This is a genomic window from Litorihabitans aurantiacus (assembly GCF_030161595.1).
Classification (GTDB): Bacteria; Actinomycetota; Actinomycetes; order Actinomycetales; family Beutenbergiaceae; genus Litorihabitans; species Litorihabitans aurantiacus.
In genome coordinates, this window is record NZ_BSUM01000002.1 from 1 (window position 1) to 17215 (window position 17215).

Here is a 17215-nt window from a genome sequence, read left to right on the forward strand (position 1 = left end):
GGCGGCGCTGCGCCGGCCGACCCCGCGGCCCCAGCGGACCCTGCCGCCCCCGGTGACCCCGCAGCTCCCGCCGAGCCCGCCGCCCCCGCAGAGACGGACTGGAAGGCGGAGGCGCGCAAGTGGGAGGCGCGGGCCAAGGAGAACTCCACGGCAGCTGCACGGCTGGCTGAGTTCGAGGAGGCCGGCAAGACCGAGGCGCAGAAGGTCGCTGACCGTCTCGCCGCGGCGGAGAAGGAGCGCGACGACCTCAAGGCCGAGCGCGATTCCCTCGCCAGCGAGAGGCAGATCGCGACGTGGAAGGCCGCCGTGTCGAAGGACACCGGCGTCCCCGTCGAGGTGCTGTCGGGCACCACCGAGGAGACGATCAAGGCGCACGCCGAGCTCGTCAAGCCGCTCATCAAGACGAAGCCCGAGCCGCCCCGCTCCCCCGCACTCTCGCGGGCGAACGGAGGCGAGGGCATCACCCCCACCACTTCCCCCGGCCTCGGCACCCTGCGGGCTGCCTACGCCGACACCTCCCGTTAGGAGCCATCATGGCTGTCACTCTCGCTCAGGCAGCGCTGCTGTCGGAGACCCAGCTCCAGCGCGGCGTCGTCGAGACGTTCGTCCAGGAGTCGTCCATCCTCGACCGGCTGCCCCTCATGAACATCGAGGGCAACGCCTACGCCTACAACCGTGAGGCGACGCTTCCCGGCGTCGCGTTCCGGTCGGTCAACGAGGCGTACACCGAGTCGACCGGCACCGTCGTGCAGGCGACCGAGTCGCTCGTCATCCTCGGTGGCGACGCCGACGTGGACCGCTTCATCGTCCAGACCCGTGGCGACCTCAACGACCAGCGGGCGATCCAGACCCGTCTCAAGGTCAAGGCCGCGTCCTACAAGTTCCAGGACGCGTTCTTCAACGGCGACGTCGCGGTCGACCCGAAGGGCTTCGACGGACTCAAGAAGCGCCTCACCGGTGCCCAGGTCATCGACGCCGCCACCAACGGCCTCGGTCCGGTCGCCGGCGGCCACGACTTCTTCGACGCGCTCGACGCGCTCATCGGAGCGGTCCCCGGCCTCGAGGGCAGCAACGGCGCGATCTACGCCAACCGCGCCGTCCAGGCCCGCATCATCTCGAGCCTGCGCCGTCTCGGCGGTGCCGACTTCGTGAACGAGTCGCTCACGAACAAGCGCGTCCTCACCTACAACGGCATCCCCGTCCTCGACCCCGGCCTCACCGCCGCGGGTGCGGCTGTCCTGCCGCTGACCGAGACGCAGGGCACCTCGACCGCCTCGTCCTCGATCTACGCCGTCCGCTTCGGCGAGGACGAGACCGACCAGGGCGTCACTGGCCTCACCAACGGCGGCGTCCAGGTCGACGACCTGGGCCAGCTGCAGGAGAAGCCGGCCTACCGCACCCGCATCGAGTTCTACTGCGGGCTCGCGACGTTCGGGGGCCGAGCCGCCGCTCGCCTCCGTGGCATCACCGCCTCCTGATCGAAGGGAACCCTCATGGCTACCACCACGAGCAAGACCACGCTGGACGCGGACGTCACCAAGCCGTCGAACACGGCCCCCGGTGACGGCCCGGCCGACACGACCGACCCGACCGAGACGGCCGTGTCTGTCACTCCGCAGCCGAACGACGAGGCGATGAAGGTCGGGACCGTCAACGCGGTCAAGCCCGGCCCGAAGGTCACGCGACCGCGTGTCGACAAGTCGAAGAGTCGCGTCGAGACCTACGACGCGGTCCGCCCCGACGGGACGGTCGTGACCGTCACGCACGACATCGACACGGGCGAGACGTCGACTGCCGAGAAGTGACCTCTCGAGGCCCGACTCGCCACCCCGCGAGTCGGGTCTCGCAGGCCCGCAGCACACTCATGAGCGGAACCGGAGGCCACTGATGACGACTCCCTACGCGACCGTCGAAGACCTTCGCGACGTTTGGCCGGCGCTCTCGTCAGACGCTGCACAGGTGACTCGGGCGCAGGCGCTCCTCCGGGACGCAACCGCGAGGATCGACGCCTACGGCCCCGCTGAGCGACTCGTTCCAACAGGTCCCGGCGTTGCTACCTCGACCCGGAGCGAGGCCGATCTCGCGATCCGGCGGATGATCTGTCGCGAGATGGTCTTGAACGTCCTGGCGAACGACGGCACCCCCGGCGTCACGAACGAGACCTCAAGTCGGTCTCTTGGGCCGTTCAGCGAGTCGCGGACGTTCACGTTCGACGCCCCTGGGCGGACGCTCACTCTGACGAGGGAGCACAAACGACTCCTCCGCCCCCGACGTCAGCGCGCGTACTCCGTCAGTCTCTACCCCCGACCGGTGAACAGGCGGGGAGACCCTGATGCTCGACGTCATCGTCGCCTCTGGACAGCCGCTCTACCCCGAGCTCAACGTCCAACGCCTCGAATCGTGGATGACGCCCCACGTCGTCTGGGTTCGAGACCTCCTCTCTCGAGGCGGGATGGGATCGCAGTACCTCGCAAGGCGGGACGTTCGAGGCTTTGCCAGCGACGAGCAGAAGGTGGTCAAGACGGCGACGGGCGTCGAGGTCATCTCCTCCGGCGCGGTGACGGTCGACTTCGACGAGCAGATCCCGATTGGGTCGCTCGTGACGGTCTGGCCCGGCACCCCCGGTCAGCGTGACGCCCAAGTGGTCGCGGTCAGCCGCCACCATGCGCCCGGGTGGCCCGCTTTCCAGACCATTTCGCTGTCCTAGCCGAAAGGCGGCCCGCCCTGAAGTTCCTGATCCCGATCCTCTCCGTCGTCGAGAAGGCGGCGCAGGAGGGCATGACGGAAGCGGGCGAGACCATCCTGGCCCGGTCCAACGACCGGGCACCGGTGGACTCCGGAGACCTGCGCGCCGCGGGGTTCGTCGACACGGCGGACCTCGCGGTCAAGGTCGGCTACGAGCCGACGGGCGGCTATCCCTACTTCCGCCGCCAGCACGAGGACCTCGACTACCAGCACGACACCGGTGAGGCGAAGTTCCTCGAGAAGGCCGAAGCCGAGACTCGCGACGAGGTGCCGGCGATCATCGCGAGGCATATCAAGGGGGCGCTCGGTGGATGACTCGCAGCTCACCCAGGCTATTTGTCGTCTGCTGGCAGAGATCCCGGGCTGGGAGTGGCGGCCTGCCGGCCCGGCCTACACGACGGTCGAAGTCGGAGTGCAGTACGGATCGCTGCAAGCCAGCCCCGACCGCGGTGTTGCCGTGCGCGTCTATTCATCCGTCGACGAGTTGCAGACCGGGCTGGCTACACGATCCGCGCAACTGCGGTTCCGGGGCGCTAGAAACGCCGTCGACAGCGCAGACAAGTTGGCCTCGGTCGCGTTTCGGCACCTGCAGGGCCTCTCCCGCCGGGAGGGGATCAGCGGCATCCGCCGCCTCTCGATGGCACCGATCGGTGCCGACGCCAACGGCCGCGAGGAGCGGACCGACAACTACGAGCTGCTGCTCGAACTCACCCCGGAGGTATCACCATGACCCGCGCACAGGACAACGCCCTGCCCGAGGGCTTCCTGCTTGGCAAGTCCTACGAGTACGGCGTCGACGTCAACACCGGCACGGCGCTCGCACCGGTGTGGGAGACGGTGTCGCTCATGAGCGACTTCCAGCTCACCCCGACGCCGCAGACGACCGACGCGCAGACCTATGACGACGAGGGCGCGCCCAACAGCGCCACGACCGGGTGGGGCTGGGCGCTCGCGTTCGCGACGATCATCGCCCGCTCGGGCACGACCGGCGAGTACGCCCCGGAGATCGAGGCCCTCATCCGGCGCACGAAGCCGTCGGCGAAGGGCTCGCAGGCTCAGATCGGGGTGCGCTGGTACCACCAGCCCGACTCCGCCAGCGGCGCGGTCCCCAACCCGGAAGACGCCGGCCAGGGCATCGCGACCGTGTCCTACTCGCGCGCGAACACCGGCTCCGACGGTGCGCCCGAGCGTCTGTCGTGGACGCTCACGGGCGTCGGTGCCTACACCGAGATCGTCAACCCGCTCACGACCGAGGGTTCGTGAGCGCGGTCGACTTCGCCGCGTGGGCCAGGCCGAACCTCGAGCTGCTGCTGGGCGGACGCACCTTCGTGGTGCGTCCGCCCTCGGTGGCCCAGGCCCGCCTGGTCCTGGCGCTGGCGGTTCGCTTCGAGGTCGGCGAGGAGCGCACGCCGCCCGAGGTCATGGAGATCCTCGACGGCCTCCCCGACGACGGCCACCCTGCGCTCGGCGAGACCTACACCGAGATCGTCGAGGCCGGGATTGACCCCGTCACCCTGTCCCGGGTCGGCGTGTACGCGACGCTCGTGTGGGCGCGCGGCCGGGAGTACGCCGATGCCGCCGCCGAGATCATCTGGGGTCCCGAGCGCGACGCCGCGGCGGCCGATGCTCCGGGAAAAGCGTCAAGCCGATCGCGGAGTGGACGGCGCAGGACTTCGCCGACCTCGGGATCGGCGACCCCTACGACCACGACGTCAACGGCGTCCCGCTCTACCGCAAGTACCGGCCGATCCCGCGCGAAGCCCAAGGGGAAGCCCAGCCGGTAGGTCAGCCGCCGGCGGTCGACGACTCACTCGTCGCGATCGTCACCCACTGGCGGCTCGTCGTGGCTGACCTCCTGGCGATCTACCACCTGGACCTGTACGACCCCGCCGTGCTCACGCGGCCGTGGCTCGGGGTCCGCACCGCGATCTTCGCGCTGTTCACCCACCCCGACTCGCTCCTGCGGCGAGCCCTGACGCGGAGGTAGACGATGCGCGCAGCCGAGCTGGAAGTCCTCCTCACGGCCAACACCCAGCAGGTGGCGAAGGCCGAGCGGGAGATCAAGGCCACCGGTCAGCGCATCGAGGGCAAGCCCATCGAGGCGAAGGTCAACGCGAACGCGAAGCCCGCGCTCGAGGGGATGGAGGAGGTCGAGGAGGCCGCGAAGCGGATCGTCTCGGCCAAGACCGTCGCGCGCATCGAGTCCGACATCGAGGACGCCGAGGCCGGAGCCGAGAAGATCCGCGAGGAGCTCGACTACCTCCGCGCGCTCTCCACGGACGTACAGGTCGACGCCGACATCGCCAAGGCCGAGGACAAGCTGCAGCGCACCGAGCGCACGCTCGACGGCCTGCGCAGCGCCCGGGCCACGATGACGGTCGACGCCGACACCTCCGACGCCGAGTCGGAGGTCGAGAACCTCGCCGACGACGCCGAGGACACCCTCGACGAGGGCGGCTCCTCCGGCGGTGCCGCCTTCGGCAAGGGGATCATCGCGGGCCTCGCGACGATCCCGATCGTGGGCGCGGTCGCCAAGATCGGTGAGGCCGCCGTCGAGGGCCTGATCGGGGCGTTCCAGGACGGGCTGCAGGTCGAGGTGCGCCAGGACCGCCTGCAGGCGCTGACCGGGATCAGCGAGGAGGACGCCGCCCGCTTCGGCCGGATCGCGTCCGAGGCCTACACCCAGGGGTACGGCGAGTCGGCAGCCGAGAACATGGACACCGCTCGCGTCGCCCTGCAGGGCGGGCTACTCGACGTCGACGGCACGCGCCGCGACTCGCAGCGCGTCATCGAGTCGCTCGCGGGCATCGCCGACGTCCTCGGCGAAGACGTCGCCCCGGTCTCGACGGCCGTCACGACGATGCTTCGGGCCGGCCTGATCAAGTCGTCCCAGGAGGGCTTCGACATCCTCGCCGCTGGCGCACGCGAGGGCGTGAACGCCCAGGAGGACCTGCTCGACACCTTCATCGAGTACCCCGCGCTGTTCTCTCGCCTCGGCCTATCGGGTGATCAGGCACTCGGACTCGTGAACCAGGGCCTGAGGGCGGGTGCGCGCAACAGTGACCTGGCCGCGGACGCCCTCAAGGAGTTCCAGATCCGGGCGACCGACGGGTCGGAGGCCAGCGCGGAGGGGTTCAAGACCCTCGGCCTGAACGCCGAGAAGATGACGAAGCAGATCGCCGAGGGCGGTGACGGCGCACGCGAGGGACTCGACACCGTCCTGGACAAGCTGCGCGAGATCGAGGACCCGGTCAAGCGCAACGCCGCCGCCGTGGCCCTGTTCGGAACCCAGGCGGAGGACCTCGGCGACGCCCTGTTCGCCATGGACGTCTCCACCGCGGTCGAGGGCCTGAACGGCGTCCAGGGTGCCGCGCAGAAGATGTTCGACACCATCGCGTCCAACGACGCCTCCCAGATCGAGACCGCGAAGCGGAACATCGAGGTCGCCGCGGAGGGCATCAAGGGCGCTCTCGCGGGAGCGTTCGCTGACCCTCTTGCCGAGGGCGCGGAGTGGATCTCGCAGAACCGGGGCCCGCTGCTGGAGTTCTTCAAGGGTCTCGCCAACGGCGCGTTCGACTTCGGTGACGCCGTCATCGAGGGCATGGCCGCCGGCACCGAGTCGATCGGCGTCTTCGTCTCCGGCCCGCTGGCGGACCTAGTGGAGGGGTTCGCCGACACCCTTGAGTCCGCGTCGCTGCTCGGCCCGCTCCTGGGCGTCCTGGGACCGGACCTACCCGACCCGCAGGTCTTCCGCGACATGGCCGACGGGATGCGCGGCTTCGAGACCAGCACCGAGCAGGCCGCCGACGAGATGCGCACCAACCTCGGGGGCGCGCTCGACTCCGCCCGGGAGCGGTTCAACGGCTTCATCGACCCCGAGATCACCTCGGGCTACCTGCACGATGCGACGCTCCGACTCGCGACGGCGGTCGACGAGGTGGGGTACTCGGCCGACGGCGCGAAGCTCTCGCTCGAGGGGTATGACGGGGCGAACCTGTCGACGGCCGCCTCGGGTGCGGAGCTCGAGTCGCAGATTCGCAGCGCGATCTCGGCGATGGGTGACGAGGTCGCCGCGGCGGCTGCGGCGGGCGAGGGGCAGGACGCCCTCACGCAGCGCTACCAGTCGAGTCGTCAGGCGCTGCAGGAGCAGCTCACCGCGATGGGCCTCACTGAGGACCAGGCGCGAGCGCTGATCGACACGTACTCGGCGATCCCGGAGACGGAGTCGACGGACATCTCGTCGAACGCGAACGAGCGTTCAGTGGAGGTGGACGGTCTCGCGACCAAGGTGCGGCTGCTGCCGGACGGGACGGTCGAGATCGACGCGAACACCGCGGACGCGAAGGAGGTCATCGATCGGTTCGTGAGCGAGCAGTCGCGGCGAACGATCCGGATGAACCTCGCCGTGAACGCGGGCGGTGGCGGCGCAGGGTACGCGTCGATGCAGCACGACGGCTCGGTCCTGATGCCGATGGCCGGCGGCGGCACCCTGACGCCGATGGCTCCCATCGCGCAGACGGTCGACCCGAACACCTGGCGGATCGTGGGCGACCGGATGACGCACCGGGAGTTCTACATCCCCGACGACGGCTCGCCTCGCTCGCGCGCGATCCTCGCTGAGGCCATGCGGTCCTTCGGGATGCAGGCGATGGCAGCCGGCGGCGCGCTCTCGCCCGGCGGCGGCGCGCGCGGCTTCGGCGGCGTTGTGGTCCACATGACGGTGTCCGACTCCAAGCACGCCCTTTCGACGGCATACGCCGTGAAGGGCCTGCTCGAGCAGGCGACCGACGCCGACCCGGGAGGTGTGACGCTGTGACGGCTCAGCTAGTACGCCTGGACGGCGTCGACATCGCCGCCCCCGGCCCGGGCGCGGCTCTCCGGGTCCGCCCGAACATCGAGGGCTGGTGGGGGTCCCCTACCGCTGAGGATGACGCTGAGCGGCGTCCGGGAGCGCACGGGTCGTGGCCGGGGGTGACGAGCCTGTCGCCCCGCGTGGTCGTCGTGGCCGGCCTCCTGACCGGGACGTCGCACGCCGCAGCGGTCGCGGGCCTGGACGCCCTCAAGGGGATGGTCCGGACGGTCGACACGGTCCTCGAGGTCGAGACCCCGGCCGGTGCGAAGCGCGCCGTCGTGCGTCGCGACGGGCAGGTCCTGACGACTTGGCACTCCGAGCGGCAGGTCACGGTGTCGCTGCAGATGATCGCGCACGACCCCCGGATCTTCGGGCAGGAGCGTCGTCACTTCCTGCAGACGGGCGGCGCGGCGGGCGCGTTCGAGTACCCGGTGATGTACCCGATCACCTACGGGACGGCCGAGATCGCACAGAACACCGCAGTGCTGGTCAACGACGGGAACGAGGCGGCCCACCCGGTCGTGTCGGTCCGTGGCGACTTTCCCTCGGGGTTCCGGCTCACGAGCGGGGACTCGGAGCTCACCTACTCCGCGCCGGTGTTCGCCGGCACCCCGGTCGTCGTGGACTTCCTGTCCCGGACGGTGACGCAGTCGGGCGGGCTGCGCACGGTGCACCTGACCCGCCGGGACTTCTGGGAGGTCCCGGCGGGCGGGTCTGCCTCGATCACCCTCATCCCCATCTCTGCGGGTTACGGCTGGGCTGAGGCCGTCGTGACCGACACCTACCTCTGAGGAGACGCGCGTGCCTACTGGAATCGGAATCGCAGGCGTCCTCGACGAGGACGGCCAGCCGGTCGGTCGGACCCCGCAGGACGACCGCCACATCAACAACGCCCTGCGCACGCCCGGCATCCTGCAGGGCGCGGTCGTGGAGACGAGCACGACGGCGATGACCTACCGGGTCTACCTCGGCGTGATCCAGATGACCCGTGGCGGTGACGACGGCGCGGTCCTGGCGCCCGTGCCGACGACCACGCTCACGGTCGCAGCGACCACGGGCCTGCCTCGGCGGGACCTGATCTACGCGAAGCAGAACGACCCGACCAAGGGCGACCCGAACAACCAGGCGTTCTACGGCGTCGTCCAGGGCACCCCGAACAGCACCCCGACCGACCCGGCGCTGCCGGCCGGTGCGCTGCTGCTCGAGCGCATCCACGTCCCGGCGAACAGCACCCGGACCTCGTCGGCGTACCGGATCAACGACCGCCCGTACTCCATCCCCTACGGCGGGACGCTCGGCATCCTGCACCGCGCCGTCGACACCCACAACGGTCTCGCAGCGCGGCAGGACTGGCAGACGTGGGGCAACGGGGAGTTCTTCGTCCCCACGAACCGGCTGCTGGAGTTCTCGCTCCTCACGTGCGTCAGCACCGACGTCGGAGCGTCCCGCCGCGGCACGATGCGGTTCAACATCAACCTGGACGGCAACGGCGCGGGGAACGTGATCACGTCCTTCGAGCGGGCCTACGACCAGGACTGGACCGCGCACCACATGCCCCACGTCCAAGCCGTCAGCGCCGGCCGCCACACTGTCTCCTTCGGTCGCGCACGCGTGAACGGTGACCCGTTCTACCAGCGATATGGCGTCCGTGCCTCCGACGGTGGCCGTTACCCCGGCATCGTCCTCATGGTGCGTGATCTCGGGGTCGCGGGATGACGTGGTCGCTCCACGTCTTCGACGTCACCACGGGCGCGATCCTGCAGCAGCTCCCGCTCGTGCCGTTCACGTGGTCGCACAAGGTCCGCGACTCCTCGGCCGAGGGCCGCGAGACCGGGACCGGGGACGGGGAGTTCTCCTCGCTGTCCTTCCCGTGGGCCGCGCTCCCGACCCGGGTCGAGGACGTCAACGACCTCCTCATGCCCGGCAAGCGCGGCATCCTCGCCGCATTCCAGGAACGTGCCGTCGTGGCCGGGATCATCGGCCCCCGCGCCGACACCTACGCCGGCACGACGTTCCCGCTGCGCCCCCTGTCCTCGCTGCTCGAGCGCCGGTTCGCGGTCGCCGAGACCGACAGCCTGTCGACGTCGTGGTTCGGGTACTCGCGCCACTCGCTGGGGACCTACGCCAAGCGGCTGGTCGAGCACGCGATGAGCAAGCCCGGCGGCGCGCTCCCGATCCTCCTGCCGCCGGAGGAGCCGCTGCCGATGATGGTCGATGACCCGTCCTTCCGTCGCACCTACCGCGGGTTCGACCTGGCCAACCTCGCCATCAGCGACCTGCTGGACGAGCTCGCGAACGTCGAGGGCGGACCCGACATCGCCTTCCGCCCCGAGCTGGTCAGCCCGGACCGGATGGTGTGGCGCATGAGCGTAGGGACCCTGGCCGACCCCTACATCGGGCAGGACCGCGACCACTCCTGGGCCACGACCGCTCCGGGTGGTCACGCCTCCGGGTTCCGGCAGCTCGTCTCGGCCGACTTCCGCGCCGACCGGGTCTACGGGGCCGGCGCGGGCCAGGACGAGGGCACCGTGACCGCGAAGGCGGAGAACCTGTCGCTGACGGCGCGCGGGTGGCCGCTGGTGGAGCGGGTCATCGCGAACGGGTCGTGGGACGGTGAGCGCACCCCCGCGTTCGCTGCCGCGGTCGACGCGACGAAGGCGGCCAAGGGCGCGCTCGAGCGGGCCAAGGCTGCGGTCTCGCAGGCTGAGCGGTTCCTGGCGACTGCCCGGTCGCAGAGCCGCTCGGCCGCGCAGAAGGTCGCCTCGGCCACGAAGACGACCGGCGGCGCGGACTGGGTCATGGTCCAGTCCTCCCCGCCCCCGGTGAAGGACCAGAACGACGGCGTCACGTGGGTGGACACCTCCACCTCGCCAGCCGTCGCGAAGGTCTGGAAGGACGGGGCCTGGCGCGCGTCCGAGGCCGAGGGGATCGCCGACCTCGTCGCCACGCTCATGGGCTCGCTCGCCGTCATCCAGAACGGCGTGGACACCCTCGCGGCCCGTCAGGCCGACGTCGGCCCGGCCGAGACCGCCGTCGCGAACGCCGAGGCGCACGAGGACGCCGTCGCGGCCCGGGAGGGCAAGGCGATCGTGCAAGCGCACGTGAACGCCGCCGTGGCACCCGAGCCGATGGCGCAGTGGGAGCTCACGGTCCGCGCGGACGGCGACCCGCCCCTGGGGACGTTCTGGCCCGGCGACCTAGCCGAGGTCGCGATCAGCGACTTCCCCACCATCCCGGACGGGACCTACCCCGTCCGCATCCTGTCGATGAGCGGCTCGGAAGGGCTGGGCGTGACGTTGAAGTTCGACGTCGTCGACGCACGCTACTGACGAAGGGCGGTCCCCGGTGGTTCGCAGACTCGACCTGACCCGCACCCTCCCGGAGACCCTGCGCGGCCTGCAGCGCGCCGCGACGGCGTCCCTGACCCGTCCCGCGGGCACGATCGTGGCGCGGGGCGACGACGGTACCCGGACCGTGATCGGCGCGGACGGGGTGGCGCAGTGGGTCGGGGACACGACCCCGCCCCCGGTCCCGTCCGCGCCCTCGGTGACGGCGGGGCTGGGGTCGGTGACGGTCACGTGGGATGGGCTGTGGGCCGGTCCCGGTGAGGTGACGCCGTCGGACTTCTCTCACGTCGAGGTTCTGGTCGACGGGGCCACCCAGGGTCGCCTCGCGGGGCCTGGCGAGGCGGCCGTGGTGGCCGGCCTGGGCCTCGACGTCGTCGTGGCGGTCGCACTGGTGTCCGTCGACTCCGCTCGTGACCAGCGCGGCTTCCCGGCACCGAACCGGTCGCTGCCGTCGGCGACGGTGACGGCCCGGACCCTCGAGGGAGTCGATGCCGCCGAGGTGGGCCGGGTCCTGACCGCGGTGCGTGGCGAGATCGAGGAGACCGGTCGCGAGCTCGACCAGCGGTTCGCGGAGGCGATGACCGCTGCCGGTGACGCACTGTTCGCGGCGAACGGGAAGAACCGTATCCAGCGGTCGTTGTTCGAGCCGTCCGGTGTGGGCGGCCAGGTGGGCGACCTGTGGTGGCAGTACGCCGACGACACGTTCCGCGTGGTGATCGGCCAGTGGGTGTGGTCGGGGGCTGCCTGGACTCAGATGGCGCTCGGTCATCCGGCGATCGCGTCGGTCGACGTCGGTTCCCTCACGGTCGCCGGCCAGGCGGTACTGGCACAGGCTGTCGTCGACGCGCTGTGGGTGCAGGTCGTGCGCGCGCGGAAGATCACGACCGACATGCTGCTGGTCGGAGGCGGGCTCAACCTTGTCGAGGACAGCTCGCTCCAGGACCCGTCGAAGTGGAACGTCCCCGCGGGCTCGACCTGGGGGTCCCCGGGAACAGTCACCATCCCGAACTCCTCCGGGGCCCGAGGCATTTCGCCGCGGAACCGGTTCTACCTCGACACCTCTACGCGCGTGCGGGTCCGCATCGGCGTCGTGCCGTCGGTCGCGACCCCCGCGAACCGGCTGAAGGTCGTGACGTGGACAGGGCCCGCGACCCCGCCCCCGAGTGGGAACCCGACGATCGAGTTGGGGAACGAGCAGACGGACGTCACCCACGCAGCGATCGCCGCGAACGCGACCGGCTACCTCGAGGGCGTCATCACCCTGCAGCCGGGCCGGACCTCCGTCGAGCTGACCATCCCTGCCGCGCAGAACGGGACCCTCCGTGTCATCTCCTACGAGGTCGTCGAGGACATTCCCTCGCTGATCGTCGACGGCGGGATCACCGCTCGCCACATCCTCGCGTCGTCGGTCACTGCCGACAAGATCGCGGCGAACGCCATCACCACGGTGAAGATCGCGGCGGAGGCGATCACCGCAGGGAAGATTGCCGCGGACGCCGTGACGGCGTCGAAGATCGCTGCTGACGCGATCACGACGCGGGCGCTGGCGGCGAACTCGGTGACGGCCTCGGTGCTCTCGGGGACCGCTGTCGACGGCAAGACGGTGACCGGCGCGACCATCCAGTCCTCGGCCACCTGGAACCGTGGCGTCAAGGTCAACGACAACGGCATCCTCGCCTACAACGCCAACGGCGACCGGATGTTCTGGCTCGACTCCGCGACCGGGTTCACCGAGATGGTCGGCGGCTTCCGGACCGCGAACGACGGGCCGCGGCTGCGGGCCTACAACGGCGAGTGGGGCGGCTACATCCGCTTCTACACCGACCCCGTCGGCGCAGCGAACTACGACCTGAACTGGGCGCACATCTACGCCCAGCGCGGGTCGCAGTCCTCCTCCGGCCAGCGCGAGATGCGCATGGCCCTCGCTGGCTACAACCAGGGCTTCAACCACGGGTCGGTCGGGATCACCGAGGACGGCGCGGACATCGCCGCGAACCGTCCCGCCTCGAACTTCCACAACGCCCGGATGCGGGTGCGCCAGAACTCCTCCTGGGACATCTCCACCTGGAACAACAACGGCCTCGCGCTCACGAACACCTACGTGAACGCGGACGGCTCGTGGAACTTCGGCGGCACCGGGAACGGCCGGATCACCTACGAGGCGAACTCCGGCAACTCCGGGTACGGCTCGGTCGTGATCCGCAAGGACGGCGGCCACTTCATCCACCTCGACGCGAACGGGTGGACCTACCTGCGCGGCAACGCGAACGTGTCCGGCGCGTTCACGGTGAACGGGTCGAAGAACTTCGTCATGGACCACCCCGTCAAGAAGGGATGGTCGCTCAAGCACGCATCGACGGAGTCGCCGCACAACGGCGTGGAGTACTGGTCGGACGAGCCCGCCGTCGTCGGCCCCGACGGGACCGTGACGGTGGAGCTGCCGGACTACTTCGGGCCGCTGACTTCGATCGTCGGCCGCGCCGTCTTCCTCACCCCGCACGGGCCCGACGGTGGCCTGTGGTCGGAGGAGGTCGAGTCGGCCGGGTTCGTCGTGCACGGCACGCCCGGGACCCGGTTTTCGTGGCTGGTCAAGGCCCGCCGCGTGCAGTTCGACAGCCGAGGCCGCGACCGTCTCGCGTTCGAGGTCGAGTACCAGGGCACCCCCACCCCGACGCCGTCCTCCATCACGGAGCCGCCGCCACCGCCAGCCGCACCGGCGAAGGAAGTCCCCGCGATGGGCGGCGAGTTCGCCGGCCCCCAGCGCCCACGCAACGAAGAACAGGAGACCCCCTGATGGCCTGGTACCTGTCCCCGGCGCTGCAGCAACTGCGCGCGCAGATCAACGCGCTGTGTCCGGGACGTGACCGGCGGTCCGACGGCGCGGTGGGTGACACCTCCCACCAGGCCCGCCCGTCCGACCACAACCCCGCCCGGGACTCGACACCGCCGGGCATGGTCCGAGCGATCGACATCGACGAGGACCTCACCGGACCCGGCGGCCCGACCGACGGCCCCGCGGCGGCGCTCGTCGCGGCGATCATCACCGACCCGCGCGTGGCCTACGTGATCTACGAGGGCCGCATCTGGCAGAACCCCGCCGTGTTCAGCAACGGCGGCTGGCGCAGGTACTCGGGCGTCAACGCCCACCTGTCCCACGTGCACGTGTCCGTGCGCCGTGGTCGCCAGTGGGACTCCGACACGCGCCCGTGGCCCATGCCCGGCTCGAGCACCACCACTCCCACCCCGTCCGAGGAGGACACGATGACCCCTGCACAGATGGCCGAGCTCAAGGATCACCAGACCGAGCAGACCGAGCGCATGGCCCGGTTCCTGACCGGCGTCGACACGGGTAAGCCGCTCGTAGACAAGGACGGCAACCCGGCCACGCTGACGGGCCTACGGGAATCGCAGAGCGTCCTGTGGCGTCAGGGCAACGACTCGCACGCCCAGGTGGAGCGCTTCTACCGCCGGCAGGAGCAGATCCACGCGTGGGAGAAGGCGACCGCGTCCAAGGACCCGGCGGCGATCGCGGCGCTCATCCCGGCCGACCTCGCCAAGCAGGTCGTGGACCTCCTCGCCGCCCGCATCAAGGGCTGAGCCGCAGTGGCTGACGACGTCACTCTCGGCGAGCTCGGGAGGCGGATCAACGATGTCGGCGGTGACGTCAAGGAGCTGCGGAAAGAGGTCGTCGGCCGCCGTGAGTACGAGGAGTCCCAGCGGGGCACGAACCTGCGCCTGACGACGGTCGAGGCGAAGGTGATCGCGCTCGAGGCGGACGTGGAGACCGAGCGCAAGGAACGGGCCGCGGCCCGGGCGCAGAGGGGGATGCAGGTGGCGCTGATGATCGCTGGTCCGATCGTGGCGACGGTGGTCGCGTTCATCGTGGGTGGGGGGCTGATCCGATGAGGCGCATCTCGGGATGGACGTGGGCGACGATCGCGATCGGTGTCCTGACGGTGGCCGCGGTGGTGTTCGTGATCGCGGAACAGGCAGCGACGGTGCAGCGCAACCGTGCCCTGTACGACGACCTCATGGTCCGGTACACGGAGCTGTACGACGAGGCTGTCCGGAGTGGTGTGGAGCCGGTGGCCCCGGAGCCGAACGAGGTGGAGTCGACGTCGCCTGCCGGGTTGCCGGGGACGCAGGGTCCGCCGGGGCCTCAGGGCGCGCAGGGTTCCCCCGGTGCGCGCGGTGTGCCTGGTGAGGCCGGTGCGGATGGTTCGCCGGGTGAGCGGGGCGTGGATGGCCTGAACGGGTCGACGGGTCCTGCTGGCGGCGTCGGCCCGCCTGGTCCTGCTGGCGCGAACGGGGTGCCGGGTCTGCCTGGTCCTGCCGGTGAGGCGGGCGTCGAGGGCGGCCCAGGTCCTACTGGTGTGGCAGGTCAGGACGGCGCGACGGGTGCTGCTGGTCCTGCGGGCGCGACCGGTGCGGCGGGATCGACCGGTGCTGCTGGACCTGCTGGCCCGGCTGGTGCTGATGGCTCTCCCGGCGCTCCTGGCTCTCCCGGTGTGGATGGCCGCGGCCTCGCTTCCCTCACGTGCCAGGACGACGGGTCCTGGCTCATCACGTACACGGACGGTGCGACGTCGACCACGGCTGGCCCGTGCCGCGTCCCTGACCTTCCCCCACCTCCGGCTCCTGAGCCGCCCCCTATCGAGGAGACACCATGACCACTCCCCCATCCATTCTCTGCCGCTGTGGCGGCGTGTCCTCGCTCTCGAGCCCGCCGTGGTGCGCGGTGTGATCGGTGCGGTGGTCGCGCTCGGCCTGATCTGGGGCGTCGACCTGACCCCGTGGGGTGACCGCCTCACGCAGACGGCTGATGTCGTAGGGACGCTGGTCCTGCTGCTGACGCCGCTGTGGGTCCGACAGGGCGTCACCCCGGCTGCCGCGGTGGTCGCGAAGGTCGACCCGGACAGTGGCGCGGTCGTCGCCGGCCCTGCGAACCCCGATGACCGGACGAGGCGCGAGTACCGCGCGCAGCAGCACGGTCGCTAAAAGCGCCGTACTCAAGAGGCGATGGCAGTCGCGCGGATCACAGTTGCGTAACTCTTTCCTAACTTACCTTTGGGTCTCCTGAGAATCTGGCAGCCTGCTCCTGTGATCAAGAAACTCCGGTGGGCGCTGATCCCACTAGTCCTCGTCCTCTCCTCCCTCGTCGCTCCCGCCAACGCGGCGACGGTGACCTACGCGAAGTACACCTGGTCTGACACCGTCTACCGAGTCACCGACGGCCAGGCCCAAGCCATCGACTACAACACCTGGGTCGCAGCCGGCCGCCCCACCCCCACCACCAACAGCGTCATCCCGGGCTCCTACCTCTACAAGTGGGGCACGCATCAGAACATCGGCCTCATCGACCCCACCGGTGCCTACCACTGGCTCTCCAGCGCTGAATGGAACGCCCTCGGCACCCCCGGATACGCCAACCGGAGCAACGAGGGCTTCGTCAAGCTGTCCTGGGACAGCAACATCGCCCGCATGACCGACCTGAACGCCGGTCAGGGCTACCCCATCAACCTCGCCACATGGCGCGCCGAGAACTCCCCTGAGCCCCGGGTGGCCAACCGCTTCACGGGCGACCAGTTCTACAAGTACGAGGGCTCCGACGACATCTGGTACGCCGGCCCCACGGTCAACCGCGTCATTACCTTCGCGGAGTGGCAGGCAGCTGGATCCCCTGCTCCTCGGGTCATCGCCGCGCAGTGGGCGAACCCGATCACCGGGAGGGTCCAAGGCAACTACGGGCAGGACCGTGGCAGTTACACGCACTACGGCGAAGACATCGCGGCCCCGCGAGGGACCGCCGTCCGCGCTACCGGATCCGGCACAGTCGTGAGGACCAAGACGGGCGTCGCCGAAGGCAGCACCGCTTCCAACGGCGTGCTCTCCGGGCGCACCGGTAACGCGATCATGGTCCACCACGACGACGGCACGGCCAGCTACTACGGCCACCTGCAGAACGTGAACGTCAGCATCGGTCAGCGCGTCACCGCCAACCAGCAGATCGCGACGTCCGGCAACACCGGCAACTCGACCGGGCCCCACCTGCACTTCGAGATCCATCTCCGCCAGGACGGCAACTCGCCCACCAACCCGAGGACCTTCCTCCTCAACCGCGGGGTCACGCTCGGCTCCTAGCGGAGCCACCTAGCAGGTCAGCACGCGGCCAGCCGGTTCAACCGCCCGGGCCACTGGGCCCGTCGCTCCTCTACCCGGTCAGGTCGCGCTCCCCTACGCTCATCCGTGTCGCCGCAAGTCCGTCCCCTCG

The 17215-nt window shown here is 70.2% G+C and carries 18 protein-coding genes; all 18 read left to right on the forward strand.

What is annotated here, in order from left to right; translation table 11 throughout:
• A partial coding sequence (locus QQK22_RS17460) for a hypothetical protein (protein ID WP_284252872.1) occupies positions 1–525 on the forward strand: 525 nt, incomplete at its 5' end.
• A gap of 8 nt (positions 526–533) precedes the next feature.
• Positions 534–1478: a major capsid protein gene (locus QQK22_RS17465; RefSeq protein ID WP_284252367.1), complete on the forward strand. Its 945-nt coding sequence runs from the start codon at positions 534–536 to the stop codon at positions 1476–1478.
• Positions 1479–1493: 15 nt separating this feature from the next.
• Positions 1494–1805, forward strand: a complete 312-nt coding sequence (locus QQK22_RS17470; protein WP_284252365.1) for a hypothetical protein — start codon at positions 1494–1496, stop codon at positions 1803–1805.
• A 527-nt stretch (positions 1806–2332) separates the two neighbouring features.
• Positions 2333–2707, forward strand: a complete 375-nt coding sequence (locus QQK22_RS17475; protein ID WP_284252363.1) for a hypothetical protein — start codon at positions 2333–2335, stop codon at positions 2705–2707.
• Positions 2674–3060, forward strand: a complete 387-nt coding sequence (locus tag QQK22_RS17480; RefSeq protein ID WP_284252361.1) for a hypothetical protein — start codon at positions 2674–2676, stop codon at positions 3058–3060. The genes QQK22_RS17475 and QQK22_RS17480 overlap by 34 nt, the downstream gene beginning before the upstream one ends.
• A complete protein-coding gene (locus QQK22_RS17485) occupies positions 3053–3475 on the forward strand; it encodes a minor capsid protein (RefSeq protein ID WP_284252359.1) in 423 nt (140 codons plus the stop codon). The genes QQK22_RS17480 and QQK22_RS17485 overlap by 8 nt, the downstream gene beginning before the upstream one ends.
• Positions 3472–4008, forward strand: coding sequence for a phage tail tube protein (locus QQK22_RS17490; protein WP_284252358.1), 537 nt, complete (start codon positions 3472–3474; stop codon positions 4006–4008). Before QQK22_RS17485 ends, QQK22_RS17490 begins: the two co-directional genes overlap by 4 nt.
• Positions 4005–4529 carry a DUF7426 family protein gene (locus QQK22_RS17495; RefSeq protein ID WP_284252356.1) on the forward strand — a complete coding sequence of 175 codons (525 nt, stop codon included), beginning with the start codon at positions 4005–4007 and terminating at the stop codon, positions 4527–4529. Before QQK22_RS17490 ends, QQK22_RS17495 begins: the two co-directional genes overlap by 4 nt.
• A gap of 59 nt (positions 4530–4588) precedes the next feature.
• Positions 4589–4732, forward strand: a complete 144-nt coding sequence (locus QQK22_RS17500; protein ID WP_284252354.1) for a hypothetical protein — start codon at positions 4589–4591, stop codon at positions 4730–4732.
• A 3-nt stretch (positions 4733–4735) separates the two neighbouring features.
• Positions 4736–7561 (forward strand): phage tail tape measure protein, encoded by a 2826-nt coding sequence (locus QQK22_RS17505; protein WP_284252352.1) that lies wholly within the window; start codon positions 4736–4738, stop codon positions 7559–7561.
• Between the two features lie 155 nt (positions 7562–7716).
• Positions 7717–8388: a hypothetical protein gene (locus QQK22_RS17510; RefSeq protein WP_284252351.1), complete on the forward strand. Its 672-nt coding sequence runs from the start codon at positions 7717–7719 to the stop codon at positions 8386–8388.
• Between the two features lie 10 nt (positions 8389–8398).
• The gene (locus QQK22_RS17515) at positions 8399–9313 is read left to right on the forward strand and encodes a hypothetical protein (RefSeq protein ID WP_284252349.1); all 915 of its coding nucleotides are present in this window, start codon (positions 8399–8401) and stop codon (positions 9311–9313) included.
• Entirely contained in the window at positions 9310–10926 is a 1617-nt protein-coding gene (locus QQK22_RS17520; RefSeq protein ID WP_284252347.1) for a hypothetical protein, read from the forward strand. The genes QQK22_RS17515 and QQK22_RS17520 overlap by 4 nt, the downstream gene beginning before the upstream one ends.
• Positions 10927–10942: 16 nt before the next feature.
• Positions 10943–13738: a hypothetical protein gene (locus tag QQK22_RS17525; RefSeq protein ID WP_284252345.1), complete on the forward strand. Its 2796-nt coding sequence runs from the start codon at positions 10943–10945 to the stop codon at positions 13736–13738.
• On the forward strand, positions 13738–14541 hold the full coding sequence (locus QQK22_RS17530) for a hypothetical protein (RefSeq protein WP_284252343.1): 804 nt from the start codon (positions 13738–13740) through the stop codon (positions 14539–14541). Before QQK22_RS17525 ends, QQK22_RS17530 begins: the two co-directional genes overlap by 1 nt.
• 6 nt (positions 14542–14547) lie before the next feature.
• Entirely contained in the window at positions 14548–14850 is a 303-nt protein-coding gene (locus QQK22_RS17535; protein WP_284252341.1) for a hypothetical protein, read from the forward strand.
• An 825-nt stretch (positions 14851–15675) separates the two neighbouring features.
• Complete coding sequence (locus QQK22_RS17540; RefSeq protein WP_284252339.1) at positions 15676–15942, forward strand: hypothetical protein; 267 nt, start codon at positions 15676–15678, stop codon at positions 15940–15942.
• 102 nt (positions 15943–16044) lie between these two features.
• Entirely contained in the window at positions 16045–17085 is a 1041-nt protein-coding gene (locus QQK22_RS17545) for a M23 family metallopeptidase (protein WP_284252337.1), read from the forward strand.
• Positions 17086–17215: the final 130 nt, after the last annotated feature.